Annotated in this window: 11 protein-coding genes; all 11 read left to right on the forward strand. The window is 49.7% G+C overall.

The window, feature by feature from the left end:
* The first annotated feature begins 6 nt into the window (after nucleotides 1–6).
* Entirely contained in the window at nucleotides 7–1,980 is a 1,974-nt protein-coding gene (locus tag ATH33_RS07920; RefSeq protein ID WP_049720724.1) for a sensor histidine kinase, read from the forward strand.
* A 199-nt stretch (nucleotides 1,981–2,179) separates the two neighbouring features.
* The gene (locus ATH33_RS07925) at nucleotides 2,180–3,361 is read left to right on the forward strand and encodes an acetyl-CoA C-acetyltransferase (RefSeq protein ID WP_049720723.1); all 1,182 of its coding nucleotides are present in this window, start codon (nucleotides 2,180–2,182) and stop codon (nucleotides 3,359–3,361) included.
* 15 nt (nucleotides 3,362–3,376) lie between these two features.
* Entirely contained in the window at nucleotides 3,377–4,240 is an 864-nt protein-coding gene (locus ATH33_RS07930) for a 3-hydroxybutyryl-CoA dehydrogenase (protein WP_062843221.1), read from the forward strand.
* Between the two features lie 47 nt (nucleotides 4,241–4,287).
* Nucleotides 4,288–5,430, forward strand: a complete 1,143-nt coding sequence (locus tag ATH33_RS07935) for an acyl-CoA dehydrogenase (protein WP_037995784.1) — start codon at nucleotides 4,288–4,290, stop codon at nucleotides 5,428–5,430.
* A gap of 29 nt (nucleotides 5,431–5,459) precedes the next feature.
* A complete protein-coding gene (locus tag ATH33_RS07940; protein WP_037995782.1) occupies nucleotides 5,460–6,602 on the forward strand; it encodes an acyl-CoA dehydrogenase in 1,143 nt (380 codons plus the stop codon).
* A 22-nt stretch (nucleotides 6,603–6,624) separates the two neighbouring features.
* Entirely contained in the window at nucleotides 6,625–7,608 is a 984-nt protein-coding gene (gene meaB / locus ATH33_RS07945; RefSeq protein WP_049720721.1) for a methylmalonyl Co-A mutase-associated GTPase MeaB, read from the forward strand.
* A complete protein-coding gene (locus ATH33_RS07950; RefSeq protein ID WP_037995778.1) occupies nucleotides 7,571–8,221 on the forward strand; it encodes a TetR/AcrR family transcriptional regulator in 651 nt (216 codons plus the stop codon). Before meaB ends, ATH33_RS07950 begins: the two co-directional genes overlap by 38 nt.
* Complete coding sequence (gene icmF, locus ATH33_RS07955; protein ID WP_121874269.1) at nucleotides 8,208–11,438, forward strand: fused isobutyryl-CoA mutase/GTPase IcmF; 3,231 nt, start codon at nucleotides 8,208–8,210, stop codon at nucleotides 11,436–11,438. The genes ATH33_RS07950 and icmF overlap by 14 nt, the downstream gene beginning before the upstream one ends.
* 163 nt (nucleotides 11,439–11,601) lie before the next feature.
* A complete protein-coding gene (rpoE, locus tag ATH33_RS07960) occupies nucleotides 11,602–12,030 on the forward strand; it encodes a DNA-directed RNA polymerase subunit delta (RefSeq protein ID WP_052186706.1) in 429 nt (142 codons plus the stop codon).
* Between the two features lie 143 nt (nucleotides 12,031–12,173).
* The gene (gene pyrG, locus ATH33_RS07965; RefSeq protein WP_037995773.1) at nucleotides 12,174–13,793 is read left to right on the forward strand and encodes a CTP synthase; all 1,620 of its coding nucleotides are present in this window, start codon (nucleotides 12,174–12,176) and stop codon (nucleotides 13,791–13,793) included.
* Between the two features lie 114 nt (nucleotides 13,794–13,907).
* Entirely contained in the window at nucleotides 13,908–14,213 is a 306-nt protein-coding gene (locus tag ATH33_RS07970) for a cytochrome C oxidase subunit IV family protein (RefSeq protein WP_037995771.1), read from the forward strand.
* Nucleotides 14,214–14,347 lie beyond the last annotated feature (134 nt).

The raw sequence follows: 14,347 nt of genomic DNA on the forward strand, positions 1-14,347 counted from the left end.
TCATTCATGCAGTTGAAAAGTTTCCAAAAAGCAGGAATCAAACGGGTATTGATTGAAACCTTTGCCCCGTTTTTGCTTTTATATGTGCTGATGCTCCTTTGGCAGGTCCGTACCTTTTATGAGTTGGTTTGGATGTATATATTGACGTTTATTCCCGAGTTTTGGATGAGTGTCTGGCCGGCTTATCGTTTCAAAAAAGGAGAAAATGCCAAAGAAAGTCTGGCTTTGTGGGCAAAGTTTTTGATCCCTTACCTGACGGGGGTTTTTTGTTTTGAATGGATCATGGAATGGCTGTTGAAACGGTTGCCCGTTTTCAAAGAATATCCGGTTCTTTTGCCGGACAATCAGGAAGTTTATATGGATTATGTCTGGATTTTGGCCATTGCGCTTTTCATCCTGGTTGCCTTCCGCCTGATCTTTTTCTTCCTGGGTGCCATTTGGGAATGGGCATCCGGCCGGTTGGTGCGCCAAATCACTTTATCACATGTCAATCTGTTTCTTTTTCTGGTGTTTTCCCTGGTTTCTTCTCTTGTTTTTTATACCGTCACCACCTATATCCCGAAAGTGGTCCGGGGCGAAAATGAAACGGTTCAAGTGGCCCGTTGGGCCTCCTACATGATGGAAAACCCACGGCTTCAGTCGTCGTTGCCCGAGTGGATCCGGCAGGTGGAATCCACGGCATGGAATGATTGGATTTTCCGGTGGTCTCCTTATCAGGTTGAACGGTATTGGACCATTTACAACCAAAAAGGCGAGTTGGTGGCCGACAGCACTTATCCGTTTTTGAAAGAAGCCCTGATCTCACAAGCGGCCCATCACGAAGAAAAAGCGTTTATCCGGGAGGTGCTGAAGACGCAAAAAATGATCAGCATCCCGTTAAAAAGCGGGAGCCGGTATATGACGGCCGCTCCGATTTACGGACACGACGGGCAAATTTTGGGCGTGGTCAATCAGATGATCCGCTTTGACGATTTCTTTTACGTGGATGCAGTGGTGTTGACCATGTTCTTTTCGTTTTTGTTATCCATTCCGCTGATCCTGTTGACGGTTTTGCTCGCGTTCGTCATTGCTCTTCCGTTTTCCTATCTTCATGCCCGCTTTGTCACCCGCCGGGTCGTCCAGGTGGGGGAAGCCGCCAAAGCCTGGTCCCGGGGAGATCTTGCTTTTCGGATTCGTGACGAACAAATTGATGAGCTGGGAATCTTGAGCCGCCAATTGAATCAGCTGGCCGGATCTTTGGAGGAAACGACGCAGAAGTTGCACAATGAAAAGAGACAAGTGGAGAGTTTATTGCGAAGCAAACAGGAGTTTGTCGCCAATGTTTCCCACGAATTGAGGAATCCCCTTGCCATTATCCAAGGGTATGTGGAACAACTGCACATGCATGACCCGTGGAAGGAGACGAAAGAGGTTCAAATCTTGAAACGGGAAGTCACCCGGTTGCAAAGGATGATTGATGACCTTTTTGTCATTGCCACCGAAGATGAAAAAAAATCGCTTGCTTCTTTTTTACAGCCGGAAACAACGCAGGTGGCCGGACTCATCAAACAAAGTCATGAAACTTTTTCCCAGATCGCATGGCAAAGCAAAAAAGTAAGTATTTTATTGGAGATCGAGCCCAAATTGCCCCTGATCCGGGTGGACCGGAAGAGGTTGTCGCAAATGCTGGACAATCTGATCCGCAATGCATTGCGTTTCACCCCGAGCGGATCGATGATCAAATTATCGGCAAGGCCGGCGGGGAACCACTGTGTCATTGAAGTGCAGGATACGGGGATGGGGATTTCCGAGGATGAACTTCCGTATATTTTCGAGAGATATTACCAGGGAAAAACCGGAGGGCGCGAACACGGGGCAGGGCTGGGGCTTGCGTTGGTCAAAGAATGGGTGGAGGCCATGGGCGGAAAAATTGAAGTGGAAAGCAAGGCCAATCAAGGCACTTTGGTTCGCCTTTGTTTTCCTGTGATGGATTCCAAATAACCGCACGCAACGTGCGGATTTTTTTATAGAAAATTTTATCTATACAGAATAAAGCATTTTATGGTAATAAATAAATTCGATTAACTATTGTTAAAAATAATAATTTCCGGTAAGCTAATGAATGAAGGCGTTTTCAACCGTATGCCAGCATATCGAACGAACGCTCGATAGAGTGCCTATTTACCGGAGGTGAAGAGATTTGTCCGAATCGGTGATTTTGGGTGGTGCACGAACTCCGATCGGGAAACTCGGAGGAGGATTAAAGGACAAAAAAGCAGTGGAATTGGGTGGCACGGCCATCCGGGCCGCTCTGGACAAAAGTGGTGTGCCGGATCAATCGGTGGACGAAGTCATCATGGGGATGGTTTTGCAAGGCGGAGCCGGACAAATTCCCTCCCGCCAGGCCGCCCGGCTTGCAGGGTTGAGCTGGGAAGTGGGAACGGAGACGATTAACAAAGTCTGCGCTTCCGGTCTTCGCAGTGTGACCTTGGCGGATCAGATTTTGCGGGCCGGCGATGCCGGATTGATGGTGGCAGGCGGCATGGAGAGCATGAGCAATGCGCCTTATGTTTTGCCCGGCGCGCGTTTTGGTCATCGGATGGGCGACGGGAGATTGGTGGATTTGATGGTGCATGACGGTTTGTGGTGTGCATTTCACGATGTTCACATGATCATCCATGGAAGCAATACGGCCAAAGAACAAAACATTTCGCGGGAAGAGCAGGATGAATGGGCTTTGAGAAGCCATGAACGGGCATTAAAAGCCATTCAATCCGGCCTCTTTGCGGAAGAGATTGTTCCGGTCACCGTCAAAACCAGAAAAAGTGAACATGTCGTGGATCAGGATGAATCGGTCCGGCCGGACACCACACTGGAGAAATTGGCTGCTTTAAAGCCCGCTTACCAAAAAGACGGCACCATTACAGCCGGAAATGCCCCCGGGGTGAATGACGGTGCTTGCGCATTGGTGGTTTCCACCGCCAAAAAAGCGGAGGAACTGGGCGTAAAACCATGGGCACGCATCTTGGGGCATGCATCCGTGGCGATGGAAGCCAAAGACTTTCCCATCACACCGGCATATGCCGTCCGGAAACTGTTAAACAAGCACCAGTTGTCGCCCCAAGACATTGATTTGTATGAAATCAACGAAGCTTTTGCCGCGGTGGCCCTGACCAATCAAAAACTTTTGGGAATCGATGCGGAAAAACTGAATGTCAACGGGGGTGCCGTGGCATTGGGGCATCCCATCGGAGCCAGCGGTGCACGCATTCTTCTCACCCTGATCATGGAATTAAAACGTCGTGGCGGAGGATTGGGGGTTGCCGCCATTTGCAGCGGAGCAGCCCAAGGAGATGCCGTCTTGGTCCGGGTGGATGGATAGAAAGGGAGTGGAATGATGGAAATTAAACGGATTGCAGTGATCGGTGCCGGGCAGATGGGGAGCGGAATTGCCCAAGTGGCTGCCCAATCCGGTTTTTCCGTTTCTTTGCATGACGTGGCTGAAGAGCAGGTGAAAAAAGGACTGGCGCGGATTGAAGGTCTCTTGGAAAAAGGAGTGGCCAAAGGGAAGTGGACCGGGGAAGAAAAAGAGGCGGTGTTGTCACGGATTCAAACCACCGCGGATTTGCAGGAAGCGGTCAAGGATGCGGATCTGGTGATTGAAGCCGTGGTGGAAAACATGGAAGTCAAAACCGATTTGTTCCGCCGGTTGGACCAATACAGTCCGAAGTATGCGATTTTGGCCAGCAACACTTCTTCCCTGCCCATTACAGAAATTGCCGCAGCGACTTCCCGCCCCGAATCGGTCATTGGCATGCATTTTATGAACCCGGTTCCGGTGATGAAATTGGTGGAAGTGATCCGGGGATTGGCCACATCGGATGAAGTGAATGAAACCGTGAGGAATTTGGCGGAAAAGATGGGGAAAGTTCCGGTGGAAGTCAACGATTTTCCAGGCTTTGTGTCCAACCGCATCCTGATGCCGATGATCAATGAAGCCATTTATGCCGTGCATGAAGGCGTGGCTTCGCCCGAAGATGTGGACACTGTCATGAAACTGGGGATGAACCATCCGATGGGGCCGCTGACGTTGGCGGATTTTATCGGATTGGATACCTGCCTGTATATCATGGAAACCTTGTATGAAGGGTTTGGCGACAGCAAATACCGCCCGTGCCCTCTGTTGAGAAAATATGTGAAAGCCGGCTGGCTCGGAAAGAAAAGCGGTCGCGGTTTTTATCAATATGACAATGAAAAATAGAGAAAAAGCATCCTGAACTTTCATTTTCACGGAGTGGAGTGATTCTCATGCGGCTTTCCTTTACGGCTGAGCAAGAAATGATGCGCAAGATGGTGCGGGACTTTGCAGAAACGGAAATCGCTCCGTTGGTAAACCGCATGGATGAAGAAGACCGGTTTCCGGGAGAAATTGTCAATAAAATGGCACAACTCGGTTTGATGGGAATTCCGATTCCCGAGGAGTGGGGAGGAGCAGGAGCGGATTTTATCTCCTACATCCTTGCACTGGAAGAGATCTCGAAAGTCAGTGCCACGGTTGGCGTGATTTTGTCGGTTCACACTTCCGTCGGCACGATGCCGATTTTGACATACGGGAATGAGGAACAGAAAAAGAAATACGTTTCCCGTCTGGCTGCCGGCGAGTATCTCGGGGCTTTTGCCCTGACCGAACCCCAAGCCGGCTCGGAGGCTTCCAATCTTCGGACCAGTGCCCGGAAAGCAGGAGACAAATATATTTTGAACGGGAACAAGATCTTCATCACCAACAGTGGGGAAGCGGATGTATATGTCACGTTTGCCGTAACCGATCCCGATCAGGGTTCCAAAGGGATTTCGGCCTTTATTGTGGAGAAAGACACGCCCGGCTTCCGTGTCGGTAAAAAAGAGAAAAAGATGGGTTTAAATGGTTCCAATACGTGCGAGCTAATTTTTGAAGACGCGGAAGTACCGGCAGAAAACCTGCTGGGAAGCGAAGGGCAGGGGTATGAAGTGGCTTTGTCCAACCTGGCGGGAGGACGGATCGGCATTGCCGCGCAAGCCATCGGAATTGCCCAAAGAGCGATGCAGGAGGCACTTTCCTATGCCAAAGAACGGAAACAGTTTGGCCGGCCGATTGCAAAGAAACAGGCCATTCAATTCAAACTGGCCGACATGGCCACGCAAATCGAGGCGGCCCGTCTCTTGATTTACCAGGCAGCGGAGAAAAGGCAAAAAGGAAAACCGTGCAAGAAAGAGGCATCCATGGCCAAGATGTTTGCATCGGATACGGCCATGAAGGTGACCACCGAAGCGGTCCAAATTTTCGGCGGGTATGGTTATACGCGCGAGTATCCGGTCGAAAGATTGTTTCGTGATGCGAAAATTACGCAAATTTACGAAGGCACCAATGAAATTCAACGGATTGTCATCGCCGGCGAACTGTTAAATGGTTAGAAAACGATGATGGATGGGAGTGAAACCCGATGGAGTTTCAGTTGAGTGAAGAGCATGAAATGATGCGCAAGATGGTGCGTGATTTTGCATTAAAAGAAGTGGCCCCGTCTGCAGCCGAACGGGATGAACAAGAGAGGTTCGACCGTACCATTTTCGAAAAAATGGCAACGCTCGGACTGACGGGCATTCCCTTTCCCGAAGAATACGGCGGAGGCGGAGCGGACTTTTTGAGTTATGTGATTGCCGTGGAAGAGTTGTCCCGGGTTTGCGCGTCCACCGGAGTGACCTTGTCGGCGCATATTTCCCTGGCCAGCTGGCCGATCTTTAAGTTCGGCACCCCGGAGCAGAAAGAACGGTTTTTGCGTCCGTTGGCCGAAGGAAAGAAGTTGGGCGCCTTCGGTTTGACCGAACCGGGATCCGGTTCCGATGCGGCGGCCATGAAAACCACCGCCGTCCGCGACGGGGACGACTATGTTTTAAACGGCAGTAAAATTTTTATCACCAACGGGGGAGAAGCAGAGATTTATGTCGTTTTTGCCTTGACGGATCCGTCGCTGAAACATAAGGGAACCACGGCATTCATTGTGGAAAAGGGAACTCCCGGCTTCTCCATCGGAAAAAAAGAAAAAAAATTGGGGATCCGGTCGTCCCCGACCACGGAAATTTTGTTTGAAGACTGCCGGATTCCGGCGAGCCAGCGCTTGGGGGAAGAAGGAGAAGGATTTAAAATCGCCATGATGACGCTGGACGGGGGCCGGAACGGGATTGCCGCCCAGGCGGTGGGAATTGCGCAGGGCGCTTTGGATGAGGCGCTTTCCTATGCCAAAGAACGGCATCAATTTGGGAAACCGATCGCGAAAAAGCAAGCCATTCAATTTAAACTGGCCGATATGGCCACCCAGATTGAAGCGGCCCGCCTTTTGACTTACCAGGCTGCTTGGAGGGAATCCGAAGGCATTCCTTACGGAAAGGCATCGGCCATGGCCAAATTGTTTGCCGGGGATGTTGCCATGCAAGTGACGACGGAAGCCGTTCAAATCTTCGGCGGCTATGGATACACCCGTGAATATCCGGTGGAGCGCATGATGCGTGATGCAAAAATCACACAAATTTATGAAGGAACGAATGAAATCCAACGTGTCGTGATCGCAAACCACTTGTTAAAAGAATAAACCGTCTCCGGGAGGGGGAGTGATGGAGAGTTGGATCCAAGCCATCAGGCAAAAAAACAAGCGGAAGATTGCCCGCCTGATCACACGGATTGAAAATCAAGATCCGGATGCGGACCAATGGATGGAAGCGATTTATTCCAACACCGGAAATGCATACATTGTCGGGATCACCGGTTCGCCGGGGGCCGGCAAAAGCACGTTGTTGGACGAAGCCATCTCTTATTTGCGTCGCCAAAACTTGACGGTCGGGGTCATCTCCATTGACCCCTCCAGCCCCTATACAGGTGGGGCCATTCTGGGGGACCGGGTGAGAATGACCCGCCATTCCCTGGATGAGGGGGTTTTTATTCGGAGCATGGGAAGCCGCGGATCTTTGGGCGGCATTTCCAAATCCGCCAGAGACGCCGTCAAAATTTTGGATGCGGCCGGCTATGACCTGATTTTATTGGAGACGGTGGGAGTCGGGCAGGCCGAACTGGATGTGATGCATGTGGCCGATACCGTGTGCCTGGTTCTCAATCCGACCGCCGGGGATGTTATTCAGGTGTTTAAAGCCGGAATCATGGAAATTGCCGATTTGTTTGTCATCAATAAAGCCGATTTACCGGGAGCCGGACGCTTGGAATCGGAGATCAATGATTTGCTCGATTTGTCGAAGCAAAAGGAAGGCTGCTGGCGCCCTCCCATTGTCCGGACGATTGCGACGCGGGGGGAAGGAATTGAGAAATGGTGGGAAGCGATTGAACGGCACCGCCGCTACTTGGAAGAAAACGGGGAATTAAAGAAGAAGCGGAAAAAACAGTTGGAGCTGGAAACCCGCCAAATCATCGAAGAATCTGTCCGGCGCCTTTTGGAGAGGGCATGGAGGAGTCCGGATTGGAAAAAAGATTTGCAAAATCTGGAATCCCGTGAGATCAGTCCGCGGAAGCTGGCTGAAAAATGGATCGGGGCATTGGGGAGGGGAGTCTGTGAAGAAACATTCCAAACTGATTCCTTCGATGATTAAGAATGAGCGTTTGATCGAACAAAGGCGGGAACAGATCATCGAAGGGGCGGTTCGGTTATTCGTGGAAAAAGGCTTTCACAAAACCACCACTCGTGAGATTGCCAGAGAATGCGGACTGTCCATCGGGACCATGTATGAATACATCCAGAGCAAAGAAGACGTTCTTTATCTGGTCTGCGAGCACATCCATTCCAAATTGGAGAGCCGGTTGCTGAAAGTCATGAACGAAGAAGACACCGGAATGGAATCATTGCAAAAAAGCTTGAAACAATTGTTCCGAGTCATGGATGAGATGCGCTCCTTGGTTCTTTTGATTTATCAAGAAACCAAATCATTGCCCAAAGACAAGATGAAATATGTATTAAAAAAAGAAGAAGAGATCACCAATTTATTTTCCCGAATTTTAGAAAAAGGAATGAACGACGGAACCATCCGAATCGATCCTTCCTCCATCAAGTTGATGGCCCACAATATCATGGTGATCGGCCAAATGTGGACGTTTCGCCACTGGGCGTTGGGGCGCGAGTATGATGTGGAAGAATACACAAAGCGGCAAATGGCTTTGTTGTTGGGAGAATTTACAGCAGGAGGCGATCGGGATGCAGGGGATTAAAACCAAGTATGCCATTCGGTTTGTGACCGCTGCGAGCTTGTTTGACGGACACGATGCTTCGATCAATTTATTCCGCCGCTTGTTGCAACAGGCCGGAGTGGAAGTGATTCATCTCGGACACAACCGGTCCGTGGATGAAATTGTGGAGGCCGCCATTCAGGAAGATGTGCAGGGGATCGCGGTTTCTTCGTACCAAGGCGGGCACATGGAATTTTTTAAATATATGATCGATTTGCTCAGAAAACGCGGCGCCGGCCATATTCAAGTGTTCGGCGGCGGGGGAGGCGTGATTGTCCCGCGGGAAATCAAGGAACTGGAAGAGTATGGCGTCAAAAAAATCTTTTCCCCGCAAGACGGGAGAAAGATGGGATTGGAAGGCATGATCCAAACCATGGTGGAGACGACGGATTTCCCCACGGTTCGCGACATTTCCCGGGAAATGAGTCGTGCCAAGAAAGGGGATAAACAAGCGATTTCCCGTTTGATCACTTGGGTGGAGGATGATCCTGACCAGCGGGCAAGGCTGGGGGAACAGTTATCCAAAGAATTGCAGGGATTTGTTCCGGTCATCGGGATCACCGGGACGGGGGGAGCCGGGAAAAGTTCATTGACCGATGAATTGGTCCGGCGTTTTATCCATGACTTTGAAGACAAAAAAATTGCGATTTTGTCCGTCGACCCCTCCAAGCAAAAAACGGGAGGCGCGTTGTTGGGGGACCGGATCCGCATGAATTCCGTCCATCATCCCAGGGTTTATCTGCGAAGCCTGGCCACCCGGAAAACCCGGTCGGAATTAAGCGGCGGAATCAAAGAAGCGATTCAAATCTTAAAAGTGGCCGGATATGATCTAGTGATTGTCGAAACCAGCGGAATCGGGCAGGGAAATGCCGATGTGGTCGAAGTAAGTGACTTTTCCGTTTATGTGATGACATCGGAATTCGGTGCGCCTTCCCAGCTGGAAAAAATCGAAATGCTGGATTACGCCGACATGGTGGCCATCAACAAATTTGACAGGAAAGGATCGCAAGATGCCCTCAGAGACGTGAAAAAACAATACCGCCGCAATCATCAGTTGTTTGACGCCGATGATGAGGAGATTCCGGTTTATGGCACGATGGCTTCCCGGTTTAATGATCCCGGAACCAACCGGTTTTACCAGGAAATGATCCGGAAATTGAATGAAAAGTTTGATCTCGGTTGGGAAACCAAAGTAAAAGCCCCGGTTTCGGAAATGGACATCCATCATATCATCCCTCCGGAAAGGAGCCATTATTTAAGGGAAATTGCGTCCACCGTGCGGAAATACCATCAAGAGACGGAAGCGCAGGCAAAGCTGGCCACAAGGCTTTATCAATTAAATGGAAGCCTGCAATGCATGAAGGAAGAAGCGGCCGGGGAAGAAAGCCTGACGGAACGTTTTAAAGAGACCATTCAAAAAATTGAGGAACGCCTCACCCCGGAGAACCGGAAATTGCTGGATGAATGGGGTTTGTTGGCCGATGCCTACCGGCAGGATCGATTCACCATCAAGGTGCGCAACAAGACAAAGGAGATTCCTCTTTATACCAAAACGTTGGCCGGAAGCAAAATCCCCAAGGTGGCCTTGCCCCGGTTTGAGGATTGGGGAGAACGTTTACGCTTTTTGCGCAAGGAAAATGTTCCGGGGAGATTCCCGTTTACGACCGGTGTGTTTCCGTTTAAAAGAACGGATGAAGACCCGAAACGGCAGTTTGCGGGAGAAGGAACGCCCGAACGCACCAACCGGCGGTTTCACTATTTGTCAAAAAATGATCAGGCCAAGCGGCTGTCCACCGCTTTTGACAGTGTGACCCTTTACGGGGAAGATCCGGACGAACGCCCGGACATTTACGGAAAAGTGGGTGAATCCGGCGTCAGTGTTTGTACCTTGGAAGATATGAAAAGGTTGTTTGAAGGCTTTGACCTTTGTGCTCCGAACACCAGTGTGTCCATGACGATCAACGGGCCGGCCCCCATTCTTTTGGCCATGTATTTCAATACGGCGATTGAGCAGCAGATGGTACAATTCCGCAAAAGGGAAGGACGGGAGCCCACGGCTGAAGAGGCGGAGGAAATCAAGAATCAGGCTCTGAAAAAGGTGCGCGGAACCGTTCAAGCCGATATCTTGAAAGAAGACCAAGGGCAAAACACCTGCATTTTCTCCACTGATTTTGCGCTGAAGATGATGGGGGACATCCAGGAGTACTTTATTAAAAAAGGCATCCGCAATTATTATTCGGTCAGCATCAGCGGTTATCACATTGCTGAAGCCGGCGCCAATCCCATTACCCAGCTGGCTTTCACTCTCGCCAATGCCTTTACCTATGTGGAGTATTATTTGAGCCGCGGAATGAAGATTGATGAATTTGCCCCGAATCTTTCCTTCTTCTTCAGTAACGGATTGGATGCGGAGTATGCCGTGATCGGCCGGGTGGCGCGCCGGATTTGGGCCATTGTGATGAAGCATTTGTACGGAGCCAATGAGCGGAGCCAGAAATTAAAGTATCATATTCAAACTTCGGGCCGTTCCCTGCATGCGCAAGAAATGGACTTTAATGACATCCGGACGACTCTGCAGGCATTGATGGCCATTTATGACCAATGCAATTCGTTGCACACCAATGCCTATGATGAAGCGATTACCACACCGACCGAGGAATCGGTTCGCAGGGCCATGGCCATTCAGTTGATCATCATGAAGGAACTGGGGCTTGCCAAAAATGAAAATCCTTTGCAAGGCTCCTACATCATTGATGAACTGACGGATTTGGTGGAAGAGGCCGTCCTCTGTGAATTTGAGCGGATCAGTGACCGCGGGGGCGTGCTGGGGGCCATGGAAACCCAGTATCAACGGGGGAAAATTCAAGAGGAATCCTTGTTGTATGAAACGAAAAAACATTCCGGCGAGTTGCCGATCATCGGCGTGAATACTTTTGAAAACCCCAATCCCCCGGAAGATGTGGAAGTTCCGCTCAGCAGGGCCACCAAAGAGGAAAAAGACCTGCAAATCCGCCGTCTCCGTGAATTCCAGGAAAAACACCGGGAAGAGGCGAAAGTTGCGCTGGAGCGTTTGAAAAAAACGGCCCGCGAAAATGGAAACATTTTTGCCGAGTTGATGGAAACCGTAAAAGTGGCAAGCTTGGGCCAAATCACCCGTGCTTTGTATGAGGTGGGAGGCCAGTACCGCCGGAATATGTAAAGGTTTTCATGTCCGGGATGGAGACGGTTGTTGCTCCATCCCTTTTTTTGAGCCGTCCGGCTTTGGATGTTTATGGTTGACTTCACCTGTTTTTTGGATAAAATAGTTGTACTAGAAACAGGATATACGGTCTTCACCTCTGGATGGAAGGATGTGTCCGAATTTGAGTGACAATCTCGCTGTGGAAAGAGTGCGAGAGACTGCCATGGTTGATTTGGCTTACGACCTTTTGAAACAAAAGGGAGAAGCAATGCTGTACCGGGATATCATGGACGAAGTTTCGAGCATGAAAGGGTTTACAAAGGAAGAAGCCGAGCATTACATCGCCCAGCTTTACACCGAAATCAACATTGACGGAAGGTTTGTCTGTGTCGGCCGCAATTTGTGGGGATTGAGGGAATGGTATCCGACGGACCAAGCGACGGATTCCGCGGTTGCAGCCAACGTCAAAGAAGACGACGAATATCATGACCTTGATGAAGAACTGTTTGATGAGGAAGAAGAAGAGTTGGGCGAGATCGAAAATACGGAAGATGAATTTGCAATGGATGAGGAAGAAAATGAATTTGACGACGGGGATGAAGTGATTTAGTTGCTTGACAATCGTCATTTCCTGCGATAAATTATTTTCTGGGCTCGTTATGAACGGAAATAAAAGAGCGCCCCTTGATTGGGGGCGCTCTTTTCTATTTTGCGAAAAGAAAGGGCATCCTTGTCTATAGGAGGAAGATAAAAATGGCGAAATATATTTTTGTTACCGGTGGTGTGGTTTCTTCTCTGGGGAAAGGGATTACCGCTTCTTCCCTGGGAAGATTGTTAAAAAACAGAGGACTGAAAATTACCATCCAAAAATTTGACCCTTATATCAACGTGGACCCGGGAACCATGAGTCCTTACCAGCACGGTGAGGTATTCGTCACGGACGACGGGGCGGAAACGGACTTGGATTTGGGCCACTATGAACGATTTATCGATATTAATTTGACAAAAAACAGCAATGTGACAACGGGAAAAATTTATTCATCCGTCATTAACAAAGAACGCCGCGGGGATTACTTAGGGGGGACGGTTCAGGTCATCCCTCACATTACCAATGAAATCAAGGACCGGGTCTTCCGTGCGGCCCGTGAGACGGGCGCCGACGTGGTGATCACGGAGATCGGCGGTACTGTCGGGGACATCGAAAGCTTGCCTTTTTTGGAAGCCATCCGTCAAATCAAAAGCGATGTCGGCCGGGAGCATGTCATGTATATCCACTGCACCTTGGTGCCAATGATGCGGGCCAGCGGCGAATTGAAAACGAAACCGACCCAGCACAGTGTGAAGGAACTGCGCAGTCTCGGCATTCAACCCGATGTGATTGTTTGCCGGACCGAATATCCTCTTTCGGAAGAACTAAAAAATAAAATCGCCTTGTTCTGTGACATTGATCGTGAAGCGGTGATTGAAGTGCGCGATGCCGAAACCCTTTATGAAGTCCCGCTGATGATCCAGGAGCAGGGGCTGGATGAAATTGTGGTCAAGCGGTTGGGCTTGGAATGCGGACCGGCGGAAATGTCCGAGTGGTTGGAGCTGGTCAACAAAGTGAAAAACCTGACCCATCAAACACGCATTGCCATCGTCGGAAAATACGTGGCTTTGCATGATGCTTATATGAGTGTGGTTGAAGCATTGCGTCATGCCGGCTTTGACCGGGATACGGAGATTGACCTCAAATGGGTCAATTCCGAAGACGTGTCCGATTCCAATGTCCATGTTCTTCTCGGGGATGTGGACGGCATTCTGGTCCCCGGCGGATTTGGCGACCGCGGAATTGAAGGAAAGATCTCGGCGATCCGGTACGCAAGGGAACAGCGGATTCCTTTCCTCGGCATCTGTTTGGGTATGCAGATGGTTTGTGTGGAAGGCGCCCGGAACCTCCTGAAACTGGAAGGGGCACACAGTGCGGAATTTGATGCATCGACGCCTCATCCGATTATTGATTTATTGCCGGAACAAAAAACGATCGAGGAAAAAGGCGGCACCATGCGCCGTGGCTTGTATCCGTGCAAGTTGGTTCCCGACAGCCTCGCACATCAGGCATACGGATCGGATTTGGTGTACGAACGCCATCGCCATCGTTACGAATTCAACAATGAATACCGGAAAGCGTTGGAGGAAGTGGGATACGTGTTCTCGGGAACTTCCCCGGACGGAAGACTGGTCGAGATTGTGGAGTACAAAGATCATCCGTGGTTTGTGGCTGCTCAGTTCCATCCGGAATTTGTATCACGTCCGACGCGTCCGCAACCGCTGTTCCGTGAATTTGTAAAAGCAGCACTTCAAATGCATTTAAAGCCGCAAGTGGAAGTTTGAGGCGAAAAACCCGGCTGATTTCAGAGCCGGGTTTTTTGTATAGGGATTCGCAAACATTGGCTATTTTCTGTATAATAAAAATAATCAGATTGAAAGAGCGGGGGTGCTTCCGGTTTGAAGACACAACTGCAAAACGAAGTGAAGCCGGTCAGGCAAAAAAGTGATACCGCTTTCAAACACGTGGTTTCTTTTTTATTCATGATTGTCCTGACGGCCGTTTCGTTTCTGGCCGTGATTAATCAATGGTTCAGTTTGCAGGGAACGCTCTTTGTGATTCTTTTTTTGGCGGCTGTTCAAGTGATTTTGCAGCTTTATATTTTCATGCATCTGGATCAAAAAGGGTACGGGATGATGAGGATTTTCATCTTTTTCGGTCTGTTGTGCGGAACGGTTTGTGCCGTGGGGATTCTCCTCATGTAATGGGGGAGAAGTGTTCATAAAATGGTTAAATAAGGATTTGATTCATCGTTGTATTCGCTTTGCAGCCTGGTATAATTTTGTGTTGGAGCTGTCATGTCATATGACAGCTCTTTTTTTTCGGGACTTTTATTATT

Origin of the sequence: Thermoactinomyces vulgaris, assembly GCF_003688725.1 — a bacterium.
GTDB classification, from domain to species: Bacteria; Bacillota; Bacilli; order Thermoactinomycetales; family Thermoactinomycetaceae; genus Thermoactinomyces; species Thermoactinomyces vulgaris.

Coding starts and splice junctions, on each gene's coding strand:
- meaB (WP_049720721.1), top strand. CDS start 6,625: ATGGAGAGTTGGATCCAAGCCATCAGGCAAAAAAACAAGCGGAAGATT.
- pyrG (WP_037995773.1), top strand. CDS start 12,174: ATGGCGAAATATATTTTTGTTACCGGTGGTGTGGTTTCTTCTCTGGGG.
- ATH33_RS07935 (WP_037995784.1), top strand. CDS start 4,288: ATGCGGCTTTCCTTTACGGCTGAGCAAGAAATGATGCGCAAGATGGTG.
- ATH33_RS07920 (WP_049720724.1), top strand. CDS start 7: ATGCAGTTGAAAAGTTTCCAAAAAGCAGGAATCAAACGGGTATTGATT.
- ATH33_RS07940 (WP_037995782.1), top strand. CDS start 5,460: ATGGAGTTTCAGTTGAGTGAAGAGCATGAAATGATGCGCAAGATGGTG.
- icmF (WP_121874269.1), top strand. CDS start 8,208: ATGCAGGGGATTAAAACCAAGTATGCCATTCGGTTTGTGACCGCTGCG.
- ATH33_RS07930 (WP_062843221.1), top strand. CDS start 3,377: ATGGAAATTAAACGGATTGCAGTGATCGGTGCCGGGCAGATGGGGAGC.